This is a genomic window from Flavobacterium hydrocarbonoxydans (assembly GCF_009789235.1).
Taxonomy (GTDB): Bacteria; Bacteroidota; Bacteroidia; order Flavobacteriales; family Flavobacteriaceae; genus Flavobacterium; species Flavobacterium hydrocarbonoxydans.
The window spans coordinates 18,853-39,487 of the sequence record NZ_WSTB01000001.1; the positions used below are offsets into that span (position 1 = coordinate 18,853).

15 protein-coding genes are annotated in these 20,635 nt (G+C 37.2%); 7 read left to right on the plus strand and 8 right to left on the minus strand.

Features of this window, described 5'->3' with window-relative positions:
- The first annotated feature begins 118 nt into the window (after positions 1-118).
- The 5 genes from kdpB (at position 119) to GON26_RS00105 (ending at position 7,648) form a co-directional block, all read left to right on the plus strand.
- Positions 119-2,176, plus strand: coding sequence for a potassium-transporting ATPase subunit KdpB (gene kdpB / locus GON26_RS00085; protein WP_160372705.1), 2,058 nt, complete (start codon positions 119-121; stop codon positions 2,174-2,176).
- Between the two features lie 126 nt (positions 2,177-2,302).
- Positions 2,303-2,857: a K(+)-transporting ATPase subunit C gene (locus GON26_RS00090; RefSeq protein WP_160372706.1), complete on the plus strand. Its 555-nt coding sequence runs from the start codon at positions 2,303-2,305 to the stop codon at positions 2,855-2,857.
- 408 nt (positions 2,858-3,265) lie between these two features.
- Positions 3,266-4,342 (plus strand): porin, encoded by a 1,077-nt coding sequence (locus GON26_RS00095; protein WP_160372707.1) that lies wholly within the window; start codon positions 3,266-3,268, stop codon positions 4,340-4,342.
- 210 nt (positions 4,343-4,552) lie between these two features.
- Positions 4,553-5,680: a sensor protein KdpD gene (locus GON26_RS00100; RefSeq protein WP_160372708.1), complete on the plus strand. Its 1,128-nt coding sequence runs from the start codon at positions 4,553-4,555 to the stop codon at positions 5,678-5,680.
- Positions 5,681-5,920: 240 nt separating this feature from the next.
- Positions 5,921-7,648: an ATP-binding protein gene (locus tag GON26_RS00105; RefSeq protein WP_160372709.1), complete on the plus strand. Its 1,728-nt coding sequence runs from the start codon at positions 5,921-5,923 to the stop codon at positions 7,646-7,648.
- Between the two features lie 37 nt (positions 7,649-7,685).
- On the opposite strand, the gene GON26_RS00110 is transcribed toward GON26_RS00105, so the two are convergent.
- From GON26_RS00110 to GON26_RS00125, 4 genes are all read right to left on the minus strand, one after another.
- A complete protein-coding gene (locus GON26_RS00110) occupies positions 7,686-8,918 on the minus strand; it encodes a PQQ-dependent sugar dehydrogenase (RefSeq protein WP_160372710.1) in 1,233 nt (410 codons plus the stop codon).
- A 262-nt stretch (positions 8,919-9,180) separates the two neighbouring features.
- Entirely contained in the window at positions 9,181-9,789 is a 609-nt protein-coding gene (locus GON26_RS00115; protein WP_160372711.1) for a thioredoxin family protein, read from the minus strand.
- A gap of 3 nt (positions 9,790-9,792) precedes the next feature.
- Positions 9,793-10,272: a TlpA family protein disulfide reductase gene (locus GON26_RS00120; RefSeq protein ID WP_160372712.1), complete on the minus strand. Its 480-nt coding sequence runs from the start codon at positions 10,270-10,272 to the stop codon at positions 9,793-9,795.
- A gap of 173 nt (positions 10,273-10,445) precedes the next feature.
- Positions 10,446-11,900 (minus strand): glycosyltransferase, encoded by a 1,455-nt coding sequence (locus GON26_RS00125; protein ID WP_160372713.1) that lies wholly within the window; start codon positions 11,898-11,900, stop codon positions 10,446-10,448.
- Positions 11,901-12,848: 948 nt separating this feature from the next.
- On the opposite strand from GON26_RS00125, the gene GON26_RS00130 reads away from it, so the two are divergent.
- Together GON26_RS00130 and GON26_RS00135 are read left to right on the plus strand one after the other, a co-directional pair.
- On the plus strand, positions 12,849-12,995 hold the full coding sequence (locus GON26_RS00130) for a hypothetical protein (RefSeq protein WP_160372714.1): 147 nt from the start codon (positions 12,849-12,851) through the stop codon (positions 12,993-12,995).
- A gap of 349 nt (positions 12,996-13,344) precedes the next feature.
- Entirely contained in the window at positions 13,345-14,706 is a 1,362-nt protein-coding gene (locus GON26_RS00135) for a GH1 family beta-glucosidase (RefSeq protein WP_160372715.1), read from the plus strand.
- 214 nt (positions 14,707-14,920) lie between these two features.
- Here GON26_RS00135 and GON26_RS00140 read toward each other — a convergent pair whose 3' ends face one another.
- The 4 genes from GON26_RS00140 to GON26_RS00155 all read right to left on the minus strand — a co-directional run bounded on the left by GON26_RS00140 (position 14,921) and on the right by GON26_RS00155 (position 20,632).
- Positions 14,921-16,897 carry a metallophosphoesterase family protein gene (locus GON26_RS00140; RefSeq protein ID WP_160372716.1) on the minus strand — a complete coding sequence of 659 codons (1,977 nt, stop codon included), beginning with the start codon at positions 16,895-16,897 and terminating at the stop codon, positions 14,921-14,923.
- Between the two features lie 195 nt (positions 16,898-17,092).
- Positions 17,093-17,836 carry a rhamnogalacturonan acetylesterase gene (locus GON26_RS00145; protein ID WP_202110806.1) on the minus strand — a complete coding sequence of 248 codons (744 nt, stop codon included), beginning with the start codon at positions 17,834-17,836 and terminating at the stop codon, positions 17,093-17,095.
- 216 nt (positions 17,837-18,052) lie between these two features.
- A complete protein-coding gene (locus GON26_RS00150) occupies positions 18,053-19,402 on the minus strand; it encodes a glycoside hydrolase family 28 protein (RefSeq protein ID WP_160372717.1) in 1,350 nt (449 codons plus the stop codon).
- 264 nt (positions 19,403-19,666) lie between these two features.
- Positions 19,667-20,632, minus strand: coding sequence for a pectinesterase family protein (locus GON26_RS00155; protein ID WP_160372718.1), 966 nt, complete (start codon positions 20,630-20,632; stop codon positions 19,667-19,669).
- Positions 20,633-20,635: the final 3 nt, after the last annotated feature.

Sequence of the window (20,635 nt, forward strand, 5' to 3'; positions counted from 1 at the left end):
TAGTTTTTCACACATAGCTATGTGTTTACATGCAAGTGAAACGCCTAATTCTCAAAGTAAAATCTATGTCTCTATGTGTTTAAAAACATTTAGCCAAACAAAATAATATAAAAGAAAAATGACAACTAATAAATCCACATCATTGTTTGAAAGCAAGCAGGTAAAAGAAGCCCTAGTGCAATCTTTTGTGAAGCTGAATCCAAAAATGATGATCAAAAATCCGGTAATGTTTACCGTAGAAATAGGAACTGCCATTATGTTTGTTGTTTGTATTTCCATTTTAATGGGAGCAACAGAACAGGGAAGTTTTGCCTATAATTTAATTGTGTTTTTAATTTTACTCGCAACTCTTTTGTTTGCCAATTTTGCCGAAGCTATTGCCGAAGCCAGAGGAAAAGCACAAGCCGACAGTTTAAGAAAAACACGTGAAGAAACTCCGGCAAGACAAATTTTGCCTAGCGGAGAAATCAAAAATATAAGTTCAGCAGAATTAAAAAAAGGAGACGTTTTTGTATGCGAATCAGGTGATTTAATTGCAACCGATGGTGAAATCATCGAAGGTTTAGCCACTATCGACGAAAGCGCCATTACGGGAGAAAGTGCACCTGTAATTCGGGAAGCTGGTGGTGATAAATCATCGGTAACTGGAGGTACAAAAGTGCTTTCGGATAAAATTAAAGTTATGGTAACCTCTGAACCTGGCGAAAGCTTTCTGGACAAAATGATTGCTTTGGTTGAAGGTGCAAGCCGCCAGAAAACACCAAACGAAATTGCCTTAACCATTTTATTAGCCGCATTTACTTTAATCTTCGTGATTGTGTGCGTTACCCTAAAACCGTTTGCCGACTATGCAAACGCGCCCATCACGATTGCGGCTTTTATTGCGCTGTTTGTATGTTTAATTCCAACCACAATTGGAGGATTACTTTCAGCGATTGGAATTGCAGGAATGGACAGAGCGTTACGTGCCAACGTAATTACAAAATCTGGAAAAGCGGTAGAAACTGCCGGAGATATTGATGTTTTACTTTTGGATAAAACCGGAACTATCACTATTGGAAACAGAAAAGCAACTAATTTTTATCCGACAAAAGGAATTTCTTTAGATGATTTCATTAAATCTGCTGTACTAAGTTCACTTGCAGATGATACACCGGAAGGAAAAAGCATACTTGAGTTAAGTGAAGTGTTAGATATAAAAGGTGAGATGAAAGCAAGCATTTCACAACTCACAGCTAACATCTCACACACTATTAAATTTACCGCTGAAACCAGAACTTCTGGTGTGGTTCTTAAAGACGGAACCAACATTAGAAAAGGTGCTCAGGATGCTGCAAAAAATATTGCTGCTCAAGCTGGAAATGTTTTCCCTGAAGATACGGCTCAAAAAGTAATTGCTATTTCTACCAACGGAGGAACACCATTGGTTGTGATTAAAAACAATGAAGTTCAGGGTGTAATCGAATTACAGGATATCATTAAAACCGGAATGAAAGAACGTTTTGACCGCTTACGCAAAATGGGTGTAAAAACAGTAATGGTTACAGGTGATAATCCGCTTACGGCGAAGTTTATTGCCGAAGCTGCCGGAGTTGATGATTTTATTGCCGAAGCAAAACCGGAGGATAAAATGAACTACATCAAAAACGAGCAAAACGCTGGTAAGCTGGTAGCGATGATGGGTGACGGAACCAATGATGCTCCTGCCCTTGCCCAAGCCAACGTGGGTGTTGCGATGAACAGCGGAACCCAGGCGGCCAAAGAAGCCGGAAATATGGTCGATCTTGACAATGACCCAACCAAATTAATTGAGATTATCGAAATTGGAAAACAGCTTTTAATGACTCGCGGAACTTTGACCACTTTCTCAATTGCTAATGATGTTGCGAAATATTTTGCGATTGTTCCTGCGCTTTTCATCACGGCAATTCCTGCTCTTGAAGGTTTGAATATCATGCATTTGCACAGTCCGGAAAGTGCGATTTTATCTGCGGTAATTTTCAATGCGATTATCATCCCGATATTGATTCCGCTGGCGTTGAGAGGGGTTGATTACAAACCAATTGGTGCTGAAGCTATTTTGAAAAGAAATCTTTTAATCTACGGTTTAGGTGGTTTAATTGTTCCTTTTATCGGAATTAAAGTAATTGATTTACTGGTAGCACTGTTTATGTAGCTGCTAAGGCGCTAAGTTTCTAAGGTTCTAAGTTTTTTTCTTAGTCCCTTAGATTCTTAACCGCTTAAAATCTTCAAAAAAAATCTTAGAAACTTAGAGGCTTAGTCTCTTAGAAACTTTAAAACAATGAAAAATATAATCTCACTATTAAAATTCACACTGCTCACCGTAATTCTGTTTGCAGTTATTTATCCCCTGGCAATTTATGGAATTGCACAATTTGCTCCGAATCAGGGAAAAGGAGAAACTATTTCGGTTAACGGAAAAGTGGTTGGTTACCAAAAAATAGGTCAGAAGTTTGATCAGCCAAATTATTTCTGGGGAAGACCTTCGGCTGTTGATTATAACGCTGCAGGAAGTGCCGGTAGCAACAAAGGACCAAGCAATGCTGAATATTTGGCTTTGGTACAAAAAAGAATCGACACGTTTTTAATCGTTCATCCTTATTTGAAAAAATCGGAGATTCCTGCTGATATGGTAACGGCTTCAGGAAGTGGTTTAGATCCTAACATTTCACCAGAAGGTGCTTTGATTCAGGTGAAACGTGTTGCTAAGGAAAGAAATTTAGCGGAAACTAAAGTAAAAGCTTTGGTGGAATCTAAAATTAACAAACCAACCGTTATGGGAACTCCAACGGTTAATGTTCTGGAATTGAATGTGGCTTTGGATGAGTTGAAATAAAGGTTCTGAGTTTCTGAGTCGCTATCCCGATAGCTATCGGGACTAAATTTTTCTCCTGCAAGGTTTCCAAAACCTTGTAGGTTTAAAATCGGCAACTACTATTATGAAGTAACCTTAAAATCAGCTTTGTGTCTAATTTTAGTGCGGTTGCTTCGTTCCTCGCAATGACAAACCGTGGCTAGAATTGAAATCTTAGAAATTAATACCTACAAGGTTTTGGAAACCTTGCAGGAACGAAAAACGCCCTTTTTGCCCCGAATGCCCTAGCCCTGATAGAAGCGAAAATCCTTTTGTGCCGGGGTTCGGCACAAAAGATTGTAGCGGATAGCAGGAAATAGCTCCTTAAAACCTACTTAATATATAAACTAATGAGGATGAGATTGCTTCGTTCCTCGCAATGACAAAAAAATGAAAAAAATAATACTTACTGCTTTAATCGCTTTTGGTTTTAGCAATTTGCAAGCACAAGAAGAATCAAAGAGTCCGTTTACGTTTTCTGGATATGTGGACGCGTATTATAGTTACGATTTTGGAAAACCGGAAGATCATACGCGACCAGGATTTTTTTATAGTTACTATAAAAGCAACGAGGTAAACCTGAATTTAGGAATGGTAAAAGTGAATTATTCGAAAGAAAATATTCGTGGGAATTTTGCTTTGATGGCGGGAACTTATGCCGAATACAACTTGGCTGCAGAGCAAGGTTTACTGAAAAATGTTTACGAAGCAAATGTAGGTGTGAAGATTTCGCAAAGTCATGATTTATGGATTGATGCTGGAATTATGCCTTCGCATATTGGTTTTGAAAGTGCGATTGGCAAAGATTGCCAGACACTGACAAGAAGTATTCTGGCTGAAAACTCTCCGTATTATGAAACGGGCGTAAAAATTGGTTATACATCTGAGTCCGGAAAATGGTATTTGGCAGGAATGTATTTGAATGGCTGGCAAAGAATCCAGAAAGTTGAAGGCAATCAAACGCCTGCTTTTGGAACGCAAATCACGTATAAACCATCAGATAAGGTTGTTTTGAACTGGAGTACTTACGCAGGTAACGAACAACCTGATATCGATAAAAAATGGCGCTATTTTAATAACTTTTACGGACAGTTTAAAGTAACCGAAAAAACAAATATTACAGCAGGTGTTGATGTCGGGTCACAACAATCGGCTAAAAAAAGCAACAAATACGACACTTGGTTTTCGCCTGTTTTGATTCTGCAATACAAACCAACAGATAAGATTCAGCTAGCGGCTCGTGGCGAATATTACAGTGATGAAAAAGGTGTAATTATCGCAACTGAAACGCCAAATGGATTTAAAACTTACGGATTTTCGGCTAACTTTGATTACATAATTACTGACAATGTGATGTTTAGAATTGAAGCCAGAAATCTTTCTAGTAAAGATGAAATTTTCACAAAAAATGATCTTCCAATGGATACGAATACGTTTGTAACGACTTCGCTGGCGATTTCATTTTAAAATTATTTTGCCACAGATTACACAGATTAAAAGGATTATTTTTTTTTCGCCACGAATTCACGAATTTTTATTTCTAGATTATATAAATTATAATTCGTGAATTCGTGGCGAATAAATCAACACAAAGCCATTCAATAATCTTTGAAATCCTTTAAATCTGTGGCAAAACAAATAAAAACTTTGTGACTTAGCGCCTTCGTGGCAGAAAACATGAAAGAAGAAAAAGAAAATAACGCACAGCACTTTCTTGATTTAATTCAGAAATCACGAAAAGGAAAGTTTAAAGTCTATATTGGGATGAGCGCCGGTGTGGGCAAAACTTTTCGGATGCTGCAGGAAGCACATTCGTTGTTGAAAAACGGAATTGATGTAAAAATTGGCTACATCGAAACACATCTGCGCAAGGAAACGCATGAATTATTATTTGGTTTGCCTGTGATACCGAGGCGAACCATTTTTTATAAAGGAAAAGAGCTCGAAGAACTCGATGTACAAGCCATTATCAACCTGAGACCAGAAGTAGTAATTGTGGATGAGTTGGCGCATACCAATGTTGAAGGAAGCAAAAACGAGAAACGCTGGCAGGATGTTTTGGAGATTCTGGAGGCAGGAATTAATGTGATTTCGGCGGTGAATATTCAGCATATAGAGAGTCTGAACGAAGATGTGAAACGCATTACAGGCATTGATGTTCAGGAACGTATTCCAGATAATGTGCTGCGCCTGGCAGATGAAGTGGTGAATATCGATCTGACAGCTGAAGATTTGATTGCGCGTTTGAAGGAAGGGAAAATCTATACGGCAGATAAGATTCAGACTGCTTTGACGAACTTTTTTAAGTCGGATCAAATTCTGCAGTTGCGTGAATTGGCTTTGAAAGAAGTAGCCAGTCAGGTAGTTCGAAAAGTAGAAAATGAAGTACCGCAACTTAACGCTTTAAAACATGAAAAACTTCTGGCGTGTATTAGCAGTAATGACAAAACGGCTAAAATTGTAATCCGGAAAGCAGCGCGACTGGCAAGTTATTATAACGGAATCTGGTATGTGCTATATGTGGAAACGCCAAACGAAAGCAGTACTAAAATTGCCTTAGACAAACAACGTCATCTGATTAATAACTTTAAACTGGCTGTACAATTAGGTGCTGAAGTCATCAAAACAGAACACCAAAATATAACGGATGCTATTTTGATGACGGTAGAAGAAAAACAAATTACAACTGTCTGCATCGGAAAACCACATTTGAATTTATTTAAAGTAATTTTGTCAACAACAATTTTTAGAAGACTATTGAACAAGCTATCATTATCGAATGTTGATCTTGTTATTCTATCTTGAAAATTTTTAAACCATATAAGTTATATAAGTTCATTTAAAATTTAACCGCAAAGTTCGCAAAGGTTTACTCAAAGTTCACTAAAGTTTTGCTTCTAAAGAGCAAAGACGCAAAGCTGTTTCTTATATTTCCTATTCTTTGCCTTACTATTGCGCATTTTTATATTTCCTTATATCACTTATATGGTGAAAAATATATGGTTCAAAATATATGGTTCAAAAACAAACTAAATGTTTTATAAAATGAGAATTAAAACCAAACTAAATCTGGGAGTTGGATTATTATTTCTTTTAATCATAATACTTTCGCTGGCGAGTGCCTATTTTGTCTTTTTAATAAAGCAGGACACTGAAAATATTCTAAAGGCAAACTATAATACATTAGAATATTCCCGAAAAATGATTTCGTCATTAGATGATCTTGCTCTTGACGAAAAGAAAGCATTGGCTTTGTTTAAAGAAAATCTTCAGAAACAAGCTTTGAATGTAACCGAAACGGGCGAGAAAGAAGCAACTGAAAACCTTGTCTTTCACTTTGCTGCTTTAGAAAAAAACACCTCTGATGAAAGTATAAAAACGGAGATTCGGAAGGCTATTTTTGATATTATAAAACTCAATTTAGATGCTATAAAACAAAAGAGTGATATTGCTAAGAAAACAGCTGAGACAGCCAACTTTTCAATTGCTATTATTGGTACTTTATGCTTTCTGATTGCTTTTAATTTACTGATAAACCTACCTAATAATATTGCAAATCCTATTAAGGAACTCACGCTGAGCATCAAGGAAATTGCCAATAAGAATTATTCAGAGCGGGTGCATTTTACCAATCATAACGAATATGGTGATCTGGCAAAATCCTTTAATACGATGGCACAAAAACTCCAGGAATACCATAGCAGTAATCTCTACAAACTATTCTTTGAGAAAAAACGACTGGAAACGCTTATTAATAATATGCACGACCCTATTATTGGGCTGGATAATGAAGGTATCATTTTGTTTGCCAATGATGAAGCTCTAAAAATCATTGGTCTGAAATCTGAAGAGGTTATTAGCAAACCGGCTGCTGAACTGGCGATATCAAATGATTTGATTCGGTCTTTGATTGTAAAAGAAAACACTGATACACCTAAAAAACAACCTCTTAAAATTTATGCGCACGGCAAAGAAAGCTATTTTGATAAAGAAACCATCAACATCACGATAACACCAACCGGAGAGGAAACTGAAATCAACATTGGCGATGTCATTATTCTGCGAAATATTACTTTGTTTAAGGAACTTGATTTTGCTAAAACTAATTTTATAGCGACAGTTTCGCACGAATTAAAAACACCAATTGCCTCTATAAAACTAAGTCTTCAATTGCTGGAGAATACAAATACAGGTGCCATGAATGACGACCAGAAACAACTAGTAGAAAGTATAAAAGAAGACAGTCAGCGTTTATTGAAAATCACGGGCGAGCTGCTTAATCTATCGCAGTTGGAAACCGGTAATATTCAGTTGAATATAGAGAAAAGTAATCCGTATGCTATTGTACATTATGCTACAGAAGCTGTAAAAGTACAGGCAGAGCAAAAACAAATCAAACTACTAATTGATGCTGATGAAAAGCTGCAGGATGTAAAAGCCGATAGCGAGAAAACAGGCTGGGTACTGATTAACTATTTGTCGAATGCCATTACCTATTCGTCTGAAAAAAGTACTATTACCATTAAATTAAAAGAAGAAAACAATGAGATTGTATTTCAGGTTATCGATACCGGAAAAGGTATTGATGCCCGCTACAAAGACAAAGTTTTTGATAAATACTTTCAGATTCCAGGCAGCCATAAGTCAGGAACAGGATTAGGTCTGGCCATCAGTAAAGAATTTATAGAAGCCCAGAACGGTACTATTGGGGTAGAAAGCAATTTAGGGTTAGGAAGTACTTTTTGGTTTTCGCTGAAAGCCAATGATAAGTAACTCCTAACCCTAAAGGGTTCTAAAAAAGTATAGTATATTAATTATCCTTTTTATCTATTTTAAATAGCTTTCCTTCATCCGTGATAGCGTATAAAGCACCGTCACTTCCTTGTGTAACATCTCTAAAGCGCTGACCTTCTTCAGCAAGAATTCTTTCTTCGCCCACTACAGTATTGTTTTGTATCGCCAGACGTATAATATGCTTCCCGCTTAGTGCTCCTATAAAAAGATTGTTTTCCCATTCTGGTACACGATTACCCGTGTAGAACGTCATTCCGCTTGGAGATACCACCGGATCCCAGTAATACACCGGTTGTTCCATTCCTTCTTTTTGCTGAATGGCATCTCCTATTACTTTTCCGTCATACTCAATTCCATATGTAATAGTAGGCCATCCGTAATTAGCTCCGGCTTTAAGTCGGTTGATTTCATCTCCGCCACGAGGTCCGTGCTCGCTTAACCATATTTCTCCAGAATCCGGATGAATAGCTAATCCCTGCGGATTTCTATGTCCTATGGTATATAAATCAGGTAATGCACCGGTTTGAGTAAAACCAGGGTTTCCTGATGCAGGCTGACCGTCTTTGGTTATTCTCAATACTTTACCCAAACTTGCTGTAACAGATTGTGCCAAAGGTCTGGTTTCTAAAACAGAACGTTCACCCGTACTCACTACAAGGTTACCGGTCTTATCAATAAGGATACGACCACCATAATGTAGTGTACTTCCGTTTGCCGGAGTAGAACGATAGATGACTGTTGCACCTTCAATGCTTTTTTCATCAGCAGACAGTTTTCCTTTGGCTACAGCCGTAATATTTCCACCTGCAACAGCTTCTGAGAAAACCCAATAAATCATCCGGTTATTCGCATAATCGGTGTCCAGACATAATCCTAATAATCCACCTTGTCCAGCTGCATTAACTGCAGGAATACCAGTAATAGGACTACTTACCACACCCGCCTGTGTTACAATACGCATGGTTCCTGCTTTTTGTGTAACCAATAATCGGCCATCCGGAAGGTATTTTACTCCCCAGGGTGCCGATAGACCTGTTGTAATTGCCTTGCCTTCATAAGCCGTATTGGTTTTTACACCCTGAACGCGCGTTTGTCCGGCAAATGCAGGGGTATATTTGGTATTGGGATCGTTCACTTCTACCGGATCTGTAACCGTTCCGGGGTCTGTAGTAGGTTCTTTGTCATTGGAACAACTAAAAAGACAAAATGTGGTGCATAATAGTAATGCCAGACTGCTTGTATTTTTCATGGGACTATAATTTTAAGGTTGATAACAATTCATTAGCATATTTTAATTCCTGTAATTCCTGTCTCTAATACTAAACGTGGTTTTAGATTAAAATATTTTCTTACATAAACAAATATCTATAATCCGAAGCAAAAAAAATTATAAGATTCTATTGACTATTTACAGAATTACAATCCATTATACTAGGCAATTACTTCAAAACAGAAATGCAAAACGCCTCCGTATCAGGAGGCGTTTTGTTCGAATAGGGTTTATTTTAAAATTAAGCTTTTGCTTTTCTCTTTACTGTACAGCCAATCTCTTTTGTTTCGGTTATAGCTGGCTTCTGATTGCTATTTAAGGCATCTATAACACTTTCAGCAAACTTCGTTTTATCTGTTTTAGTTCCTTCCGGATCATTATCTATAGCGCCTGTGTATTCTACTACCGTTCCTTTAGCCGATTTGGATACGATAAAAAGATGCGGTGTACGTTTCGCTCCATATTGATCGGTAACTACTTGTCCGGGATCGAACAAATAAGCGAAAGGATACTTTTTTTCTTTAGCCAAAGCCTGCATTTTATCAAAAGTATCGGCTTTTGAAGCTTCAGGATCATTTGGGTTAATGGCAATTACCGGATACCCTTTTGATCTGTATTTATTATCCAGATCTATAATACGCTGCTCATATCCTATGGCATACGGACAGGTATTGCAGGTAAACACTACAATAAAACCCTTGGCGTCTGGATAACTCGCAAACGAAATTTCTTTGCCATCTACATTTTTCAGTTTAAAATCCGGTGCAGCTTGTCCTGCTTTTAGGGTTGGTGCTTGTGCCTGCATCATAAAGGCACTAAAAAGCAGCATAAGAGAAAGATACTTCTTCATAATTTATAGTTTTTTATATTCAGTTAATAATTGTTCATAGGTAAGTTCGCTTTCGATAAACTTTCTTTTCTCTTTTTTAATAAAAAGAGTAGCCGGAATACTGCCTGACCACGAAGGATCGATACGGTCAATATAATCCTGCGGGCTGCTTTCATTGAGTAAAAAGACCTCGCTCTGCATTTTTTTTCTTTTGACAAATGGAATTACTGCCGAGTTCAATTTTGATTTAAAATCAACACTCACCAACAACACCACAACCTTGTCTGATTGGTGTTCGAGACCCAGTTTTTCAAAATGAGGCAGTTCTTTAATGCAGGGTGCGCACCAGGTAGCCCAGAAGTTTACCACATACGTACTGTCCTGCCCCTGCTTAACCCTTTCGTTAAGCTGATCTATATTCAGCAATTTTACCTGCTGGCTATAGGCCTTTATGGAGATTGCTAAGAATAAGAATAGCATTATCTTAAAAGTCTTTACTTTCATAAAATGGAATAGTTTGTTATTGAAATCTTCCTTACAAATATAATTAATAACCCCATACTGTATTCTACACTACATCAAATTAGAAGTTATTATGCTAAAAATAGTATGCCACAAAAACAAAGCCTAATTTTTTCAAATCAGGCTTTGTTTCTATTATTTATAAAAGAGTTATTTTATTTCTGAGGCAAACCACGTGTCAGCCAGCCGCTTTTATTGGCTGTTGCGATAGCGTAAGGCGTAATCCAAAACAAACTGAAGGTATAAAATATACTGTATGAATAGGCCCATAATGATTCTTTGAAGTTATATCTTTTAGAATAAAAGAAAACTGAAAAACTCGATACGATTAAGATACTTAATAGTGTTGAACTAATAAATAATAAGGGGTGCAAGACCACAAAAATCATCATGAAAATCAAAAACGGGTACGACATTGCTATCTTAAATAATTGATCTGCATATAAAAGACGGGTTCCAAACTTAGACTCATTTCTGAAATTCTTAAATACATATTGTGCCATGGCAATGTTTTCACGCACATTACTTCTTCCCCATCTGATGAACATCTTGTACAAACCTTTGTAGGCTTCGGGTACGTTAGTCAAAACATACGCATTTCTTTGAAACAATACATTATATCCTTGTTTCAGAATCATATTAGTCATAGCACGGTCTTCTCCAATGTCTGAAGGCTGTCCCATAAATTTTTGATTGATCCATTCAGACAGGCAATTAAAAACAGCATTTCTGCGATACGCCGCTAAAGCTCCCGGTGTACATAGAACAGACCCTAACTTACTTTCGGCAGAACGAATAAACTCAAAACTCATTACAAAACTTACGTTTAGCATTTTAGGCAGTATCGCTTTGTTGTTTAAAACCTGTACATTACCGGCAACAGCACCACACTTTTCATTGTTAACAAATGGACTTACTAAATTTCGAAGTGTATCTTTTTTTACAATAGAATCACTATCTACCGTTACAAAAATATCCCCTGTACCAAGTTTAAATCCACGGTGCAAAGCATGACGCTTCCCTTTGTTTTCCGGCTGTTGAAAAATAGCCAGACGATCTCCTAGTTTTAACTTTGCCTGTTGGATCCAATACCAGGTATCATCTTTACTCCCGTCATCAATGGCTAATAATTGCAGTTTGTGTTCCGGGTAATCACTATCTGCCAAACTTTGCAGTGTTTCCCAAACTAGTTTCCCTTCGTTATACGCAGGAACAATGACAGTACAGGTCGGTAATAAATCATCAGAAACAGCTTCTACTGGCTTGTAATTGTAATACAGATATAGTTTATAGAAAAAAAGACTGCTCTTGAATAAGAATAATACCGTTGCAACAATGACAAAAGGGAGTCCCCAACCAGAACTTATCTGGTCTAAATGAAATTGCTCAAAGTCTGACTGCCATTTATAAACCAAAAAAGCTCCCGTTAGCATTAATACAGCTGTGCAGATATGTAATGCAATATTTAACGGATTAAACGTTTTGGTATTTTCCTTTTTGGATGTTTTAGAATGAACCTGAAAAAGAGAACTTCCTAGAGAATGTTCTGCGCTAATGGTATTACTATTTGAAGAATAAAATTGTTCTGGGTTAATTGTTTCGCTTTTCATCTTTGAATTACTATTGATTGCTTGTTACTGGCTTTTATATAAAAAATCTACAACAACACATTTTGCAAGCTGCGTGCCAATATGTTTTTTATTTGAGAAACAAGGTTTTAGCTTATTTAGCACGGTCTAAGAGTGTGTAATTATTATACAGCAACAGAAATTTTTATACAAAAATGCCGTTTGATACACATCGTACCCCTTGAAGGGTTTAGAACCCTTCAAGGGGTGAAGATGTAAACCTAATTTTGACTTTCCAGACGTATCTTTGGAGCTTATTATATCCCTTGAAGGGTTTAGAACCCTTCAAGGGGTGAAGACGTAACCCTAATTTTGACGTTCCAGATGTGTCTTTGAATTTATTATACCCCTTGAAGGGTTTAGAACCCTTCAAGGGATGAAGATGTAACCCCAATTATGGCGTTCCAGATGTGTCTTTGGAGTTTATTATACCCCTTGAAGGGTTTAGAACCCTTCAAGGGATGAAGATGTAACCTCAATTTTGACGTTCCAGATGTGTCTTTGAATTTATTATACCCCTTGAAGGGTTTAGAACCCTTCAAGGGATGAAGACGTAACCCCAATTTTGACGTTCTGAACGTATCTTTTGACGTTCCGAACGTGTCTTTTGACGTTTCGAACGTGTCTTTTGACGTTCCAGACGTCGTTTTTGACGTTCCGAACGTGTCTTTTGACGTTCCGAACGTATCTTTTGACGTTCCAGACGTGTCTTTTGAGGTTCCGAACCCCATGTTTGAGGTTCAAAGGTCCATTCGATAGGTTCCAAACCCCGTCATTGACGTTCCAGACCTCTCTTTTGACGTTCTAAACCCCGTCATTGACGTTCGAGACCTCTCTTTTGACGTTCCGAACCCCGGCTTTGACGTTCCAGACCCCATCTTTGGGGTTCCGAACCTCATACATGGACCTTCGAACCCCATACACGGACCTTTGAACCTATCTCACGGGGTTCAGAACGTCATTCACGGAGTTCAGAACGTCATTGACGGAGTTCGGAACCTCGTTCATGGGGTTTGGAACCTATCGGATGGAGTTCAGAACCTCATACATGGAAGTTTTAACCTCAAAACTTCGTGATGAAATAGCGAAAGTCATTCTTCATCCTTTAACAAATCCATTTATTACGATAATGATTCTAACATTAGCCTAAGCGATAAACTTCTAACGCTCTATTTTAAATTCTTTTATTTTTCGGCTTACGCCAAAGGTTTATATCAATAGATTACAGCTTCAACTTCAACTCTTAATCATTTGATAACATTAACGTTACACTCAATTCATATAGTTTTGTTTAATTTGATTAAAACTAAATGTTATGAAATTCTTTAATTTTAATTTCCTGGTTTCATTTAAAGAATGGCTTTTCCTAAGAGCCATGCAATCAACTTTCCTTCATTAGTATAATTATAAAAGGAAAGCTCATTAAATGAATAAATTTGAGAACTCACAATTGAACAAAGAACAATTTGGAGAAGATTTTCTTTGGGGTGTTTCTACTGCTGCTTTTCAAATCGAAGGTGCTCACGATGCTGATGGCAAAGGAGCCTCGATATGGGATGTTTTTACCTCGCAAAAGGGTAAAATAAAAAATGAGCACCATGCTCTAAACGCTTGCGACTTTTACAATACCTATAAGGATGATATAGGCTTACTGCGTGAGCTGAATATTCCTAACTTCAGGTTTTCTATCAGTTGGTCCCGTATTTTTCCTACTGGTGTTGGCACTGTAAATCCCTCTGGTATTGCATATTATAACAACCTAATTGATTTCTTGATTGAATGCGGTATTGAGCCCTGGGTAACACTTTATCATTGGGACTTACCACACGATCTCGAACTAAAAGGCGGCTGGACCAACCGGGACTGTGTGCAATGGTTTGCAGACTATACCGAGATATGTGCCACGCATTTTGGTGATCGTGTAAAAAACTGGATGGTTATCAATGAACCATCAGTATTTACAGGTGCGGGTTACTTTTTAGGAATTCATGCTCCAGGCAAAAAAGGTATTACCAATTATCTGAAAGCCATTCATCATGTTACCTTAGCCACAGTTGCGGGTGCGCGAATACTGCGTGATAAAGTTCCGAATGCTGCTATAGGTACTACTTTTTCGTGTACGTATATCGAACCAGCATCAGACAAAAAAGCAGATGTTCAGGCCGCAAAACGGGTTGATACACTGCTTAACCGGACTTTTATCGAGCCAATATTAGGCCTGGGATATCCTCAGGATGATTTGCCTGTGCTAAAAAAACTGAATAATTATATACTTCCTCAGGATATACATAATATTAGCTTTGATTTTGATTTTATTGGACTGCAATGTTACACCAGAGAAATTGTAAAAGCCGCTGTACTGATTCCGTACATAGGTGCTGAACTGATTACTGCCGACAAAAGAAACGTAATCGTTACCGATATGGGATGGGAAGTCTATCCTCCTGCCCTATACCACATGATTAAAAGGTTTAGCAGTTATAATAACATCAAAAAAATTATTATTACTGAAAACGGTGCCGCATTTCCGGATAAGGTGACCAACGGAAAAGTATATGATATACATAGAACGCACTTTATACAAGATAATTTAGAGCAATTACTTAAAGCTAAAAATGAAGGCTACAATGTAGAAGGCTATTTTGTATGGAGTCTCACAGACAACTTCGAATGGGCAGAAGGATATAATGCCCGCTTTGGCTTGATTCACGTAGATTTCGAAACACAAAAAAGAACCATCAAACAATCCGGTTATTGGATTCGTGACTTCCTTGCGTCTAATACCTGATATTTTGAACCCTATAAGTTATTTTTTAAACCATATAAGTTATATAAGTTCATTTAATTATAGTTGACTTATACTTTCATTTATAGATTCAGCTAAAGCAAGCACTATCCTTATAATTTCTTATGTTACTTATATGATTTAAAATAAACAAAGCAAACACTATATACTTATAATTTCTTATATTACTTATATGGTTTAAAACAACACACTGCTTTTACCTTTCTAATCGTTTCAAGGCACCGGATTGCAGGTTATAACTAAAATGATCTGCTGGGTTTTCATGTAGAAATTTATTGAATATGATAAGAAAGAGACCCAACTGGTGCTGTAAAGGTTTCTCTTTTGAAGTCTGATCGCTGGTGTTTTTTTCAGAAAATAGCGTGGAGAGCAGCTGGTACTGTTTGGTTCTTTCGGTACCAATATCAACTAAAGCTAATTCATCGGCACTTCTTAAACGGTAAAAGTCCACCAGAAAATCATAGCCCGTCCAGCGTTTAAAATCTTCCTGTTTTAGGTTAGTAGCTGCTACATGTTTCGCTATTTTGGCTTCTGCTGCTGCATATTCTTTGGTGTAAAGGGCTTTGTTTTGAAGCAGTTCACTAAAATCCTTATCCGATTCGATAGCTGCTAAAAGCAATAGTTCTTCACCGCTTGCCTTTAGAATAAAATCCTTAAAGGCTACAGGCCAATCATCAGACAAAAAGCGCAGACGTACCAATTCTTTCAGATGGAAATCCGTAAAGTCATGATAGTTTTTGGTTTTCAGAATGTCATGGTTCCAGATGTCTTTATTATGGTGACTTGCTAAAAACTGATACTCGGTTTCATACAAATCAAAGAGTTCATTATAGCGCGGCACATCATCAATCGTGATGGTCTGAATATCGACCAGATTATCTTTCTTTACAGTCAGTAATTTATACGCCGGAATATAAGCTGCCAGCGAAGGTGTCTGAATATTAACGAGCGTGTTTCCTTTAGCGGTAGTTCGGATTCCGGTATCATTAATGTGCATGTGTCCCCCGAAATGTATGGTAAGTCCAGCATCTGCAAAAACCTGAGCCACTTCTTCGGTTGGGACTCTGTTGAGCTGCCATTTATTAGGTCCCAATAGTTCTTTGATTTCCGCCGAAGCATCATCATTAAAATCAATCATCGGAAAATGACTGAAAGCAATCAGCGTTTTACCTTGCTCTTTCGCTTGCTGGGCAACGGTTTGCATCCATTGGATTAAATGTTTTTTGTTAGATAGTACATTGTTATATCCCGTACTCGCTTCAGAATAATTTTTAGAATCTTTAGCATCAGCCGAAGCATTTTTCTTCGGGATATATACATTTCCGTCAATGGCCATTAACCAAAGCCCTTCAACCGGTTCTACTACATAACTTACATCCGGAACTTCATAACCCGGAGCTACATTATAAACTCTATTTGCTAATAAGGCACCCTGCGCTGCTTTGGCATAACTATAATCCTGAGGATTGTACGTAGTAAAAGGAGTTGCCCAGTATTTGTATTTTTTATTAGGATAAAATCCGAAGTCTTTCAGGCCCTCAGTTATACCCAGGTATCCCATTTTTGCCAGATCCGAAGTAACTACAACAGGCTGTTCCAGCGTTAAGTCTGGCTTATACATTTCTGCTTTGCTATAAAGTGGCTGCGTTTTTCCTTCGGCTCCCAGAAAATCATCTTTACCTGCATCCTGTGCAAAAGGACCCACCGGATCATGGTTTCCGGTAGTGATAAAAAACTGAATACCATACTTTTTTCGGTACTGATCCAGAATCTTTTCAAGTCCCCTTACGTGTAGAGGCTGTCCATCATCTGTATAATCTCCCGGAAGCGCGACGTATTTTATTTTGCGTTTGGCAATGTCTTCCAAAGCAGCAATAAAAGCAAAGTAATTTTCATTAAAGATTCGGGTCGAATGCAATTGCGAAGCCATGGTTCGCAGTAAGGTATATTGTCCTGTTTTAGGATTCAGAATGCCACGATACGGACTATCTGAAAGTGTACCAAATAAATCCTGCAAATGCACATCAGACAGAAAAGCTACCTGAACACCATTAAGATCCTGAGGGTTTTTCTTTTGAGAAAAGACCAGATTAACATTAAAGACGAACAGTAATAAGATAACGACACGTGAAGTAACAATAGATGTAAAGGAAGAATTTATTTTAAGAAACATAGGTTCATTTATTAAATCGATACAAAGATTAGGGAATAGTTGTTCCTATTTTCATAGAAATAACACTTTGCAATTTTATAAATTTTAACCCAGACCTTCTTTACGCTATTGTTATGCAATGATAATGTTTACACCACTTTGTCCTAAATGATGTTTTCTTTGGAAACATTAGCATTGGCAGTGAGAAAAAGATACTTACTTTATCCCTTTTTGAAGTTTAGCTAAAGAAGAATCATCCAAAAGTTTAATTTGATTGACAACGATTTGAGCTACTTCTGTAGCACCTTTCTTGGATAGATGTGTGTCATCAGCCTTATCATCTGAATAATAGGCTTGTTCTCCTTTTTTGAAATGCAGATGCAATTCTTTTGACTTTTCAGGACCGTATTTTTGCTCCAGTTGTTCTGTATGATATTCTAGATCGATAAAAGGCACTTTGTATTCCTGCGCCACTAATCTGACTTGTAACGGGTATTCTCCGTGAGTAGGTACCAAAACACCTTTTTCGTTGAAGTTACGTCTTGCTATAGAAGTAAGCAGTACGGGTATTGCTCCCTTTTCCCTGCCCTCTTTTACAAACTTTATTAAGTTATACCGATAAGCAGTATTTGGGTTTGTATATCGCGTGGAATCGTTTATTTTTTCGTCGTTGTGGCCAAATTCTATAAAGACATAATCTCCTTTTTGAAGTTTATTATAAATAGAATCCCAGCGTTTTTCATTGATGAAGCTTTTGGTACTGCGACCATTAACGGCTTTGTTTTCAACCTTGATATTATCTTTAAAAAAAGGCTGTAATACCTGCATCCAACCGTGTTCAGGATTACGATCCGGGTTTTGTTTACTGGCCATAGTAGAATCGCCAATACCATAAAGCGTTGTTTTTTGAGCAAAGCTAAAGAAGGAAATCAAGACGAAAACTAAAATATATTTTTTCATTTGTAATGTTTTTTTTTACCGCAAAGGCACAAAGATTTACGCAAAGTTCGCAAAGCTTTTTTAACGCAAAGGGCACTAAGGTTTACGCAAAGATTAGCAAAGTTTTTAATTCATTTCATTCTTTAAGTTCACAAAGCTTTGCGTTCTTTGCGGTTAAATTCAACACAAAACTTGAAACTTGAAACCTGAAACAAAACAAAGCTATAACAAACCTTTTTATTTCGCCGCTGAAGGAACTGTTGCTCTTTCACCTATAACAACTTCATTCATTAAAACGTTCTCTGCATTTTCGCTTGAAATAGCATTCTTTGCCCATTTGATTTCGATGTTGTTCAACGAAATGTTTTTGATTTTTTTATCCGGGAATCCCTGAATCACAATTCCGGCAGCTGATGCTTTGTTACACGTAATATTCGAAAAAGAAATATTTTCAATTTGAGACTGATGTCCTTTGCCTTCGCCATGATAATTAGCGGTGATGTAAATACAATCCTCGACTTCGCCTAATTGTATATTCCGAACAAAAATATTTTTTATAAAGCCACCTCTGTCGGCATTGGTTTTCAGGTAGATTCCTCTTTTGAGATAGCCTCCTGTTTTACAATTTTCGACAAAAACATTTTGTACACCCGCCGACATTTCGCTGCCAATAACCACACCGTGTAATCCTTTGAAATTACAGTTTCTAATGACAATATTTTCGCTTGGCGTTGCTGCATTGGCTCTTCCTTCGTCGTCACGTCCTGCTTTGATTGCTACATTATCGTCGCCATTATCAAAAGTCACATTTTCTATTAAAACATCTTTGGCATATTCCGGATCAATACCGTCATTGTTATGATTTAATGATTTATAACTAATTCCGCGAACGGTAATACTCTGCGATTGCAATAAATGCAAACACCAAAAAGGAGAATCCTCGATACGAATATTTTCGACCAGAATGTTTTTACATTTAAAAAACTGAATCATTTGCGGACGCAAAAAATATCCTTTTCCAAGTTTTCTGTCTGCTAACGGAACCTTATTATGATTCATATCACGGCTGAGGTTTTTGCCCTCGTTTTCTTTGGCTTTAAAGCTTTTCCAGGTCTTTCCTCCTTCTCCATCAAGAGTTCCTTCGCCTGTAATGGCAATATTTTCGCAATCGTAAGCATAAATCAACGGACTGTAATTATAGACCATTGTACCTTCCCAACTGGTTAAGACCATTGGTAAATAATCATCGGGATTATCACTAAATTTAATTCTAGCACCTTTTTCAAGCTTCAGATTAACGTTGCTCACAAAATGAATCGGGCCGTTGATTTTATAAATTCCTTTTGGAACAATGATGGTTCCGCCTTTGTTCTTTTTGCACAATGCCATCGCCTTATCAAAAATTGCTTTATTATTGGTAAGGGAATCACCTTTGGCTCCTAATTTTGCAATATTTATTTGGTACGAAGGAATAACAGGCAACTGAATCCTATTGACAATTTCGTTGACTTTATCGCCTGGGAAATTATTATTCTGAGCAAAACTGAGGCAGGAAATCAGTAAAAGAAAGAGGTATCTGAAATTCATATTTTTTGTTTTTATCTAAAACTGGAAGTTTTAATTTGTTATATACTTTGCACGCAATCTTGTCATTCCGTAGGAATCTCATCCTTCAGTGATTTGCGTTTGCTGAGATTCCTCCGGAATGACAAACTTTGTGTTGAAAAAAAATTAAACGCACAACTTTATACGCAATCTTGTCATTCCGTAGGAATCTCATCGTTCGGTGATTTACGTTTGCTAGGATTCCTCCGGAATGACAAACTTTATGTAATGCTATTAACACTAATATTACTTTTTATACCAATTCGGAATAGTGTCTTTTAATATATTCTCTATCGAATATTTTTCGGCTTCTGTTTTAGAAAGCTGATGCGACCAGGAAACTCTTTTGGCTGGCTGAAAACCTTCGCCTTTGCAATTGTATTCGGCATAAAAGGTGTTTTTCTCAGCAGCTGGTTTCGACCAGTTTTCCCAGCCTTCCGGTTTTATTTGTTTTCCCATTTCACAATTGATGAAAACGGTTTTGGCATAAATCCGCCATGGTCTTCCTAAATAAACTTCGCTTGCCAAAGGGTTTGCTGTCAGTTTGCAATTTTTAAAAACAAATCCAAAAGCGGTTCCCTGTGGAGTTGAAGCTGCAGTGATGTAAGAACTTTTGATACTGTGAATGGTACAGTTTTCGAATAAAGCTGTGGCACTTCCGAAAATAAAATCGGTTGTCCCTTCGATATAACAGTCTTTAAAATATTGTTTTGAATCTTTACCAGACAAATACAACGTATCCTGATTTCCTAAAATAATACAATTTGAAACCAGGGCGCGATTAGCGACAAGTGATAAAGCAATCGCTTGCCCATTGTCTCCAGAAGTGTTTTTTATAGTCAGATTCGAAGCCGAAAAATCTTCGCCTTCTACCAATAATGTTGCTGTATAAAAAGTACTGTTTCGCCCTAAATTGATTTTAGAAAAATTATCATCAAAGGTAATAATGGTGTTAGCTGTGCTTTCTCCAATTAAATTCAAATGCGTGTTCCATTCGGGAACTCTTACTTTTTCTGTATAGATTCCGCTTTTGATAAAGATGGTAACCTTTTCATACGGAAAAGACGGCGAAGCATTTATGGCGTCCTGTATTTTGGTGAAATCACCGGAACCATCTTGTGCAACAGTAAAATAATTTTCCTTTTTTTTATTGGAATTTTGGGCATTCATCCCAAAAGAAACTACCAATAACAATAAAATTATCCTTTTCATTTT